This window comes from Spirulina sp. CCY15215 (assembly GCF_016888125.1).
GTDB lineage: Bacteria > Cyanobacteriota > Cyanobacteriia > Cyanobacteriales > Spirulinaceae > CCY15215.
The window spans coordinates 1-478 of the sequence record NZ_JACSWA010000194.1; the positions used below are offsets into that span (position 1 = coordinate 1).

The 478-nt window shown below is 54.6% G+C and carries 1 pseudogene; it reads left to right on the forward strand.

The window, feature by feature from the left end:
• Positions 1–389 (forward strand): annotated as a pseudogene (locus tag JUI58_RS01085) (hypothetical protein); the annotation flags it as partial.
• Between the last annotated feature and the right edge of the window lie 89 nt (positions 390–478).

A 478-nucleotide genomic window follows, 5' to 3' on the forward strand; every position in this document is an offset into this window, starting at 1 on the left:
TCAGAAGACCGCCCATTTCTCGTCGTCAACTTCACTTGTGCGTTCCCGCTCAAGGGGGAAAGCGGCGCAAATATGGCGGTACTGTTACCCGTCATGGTTGTCTTGGTGCGCGTTCCCTAGGCGTTCGCAAAGCGTCTCCGAAGGAGTTGGAAACCTGTTCCGGTAGGTCGCACCGCTTTCGCAAGGGGGATTTGGTCAGAGCAGAGAGAGCCGGAAAGTCCTATGTTGGTTGGTGTTCGGGAGATACAGCCAAAGCCGTCTCGGTTTCCGATCTCAATTGGAAACGCCTCGGACAGTTCACTGCATCCAAGGTGGAGTTGCTCCAACGTTCCACTGGACTCATTTGTAAACAGGAAACGAAATTTGCTCTCGCAACAGGTGTTTGTTGATGCTCGTTCTCTTGGTGCGCGTTCCCTAGGTGAGGAAACCTCACCGGGGTCGCACCGCTTCCTCCCCAACCTACTTCGTTGAGGTTGGG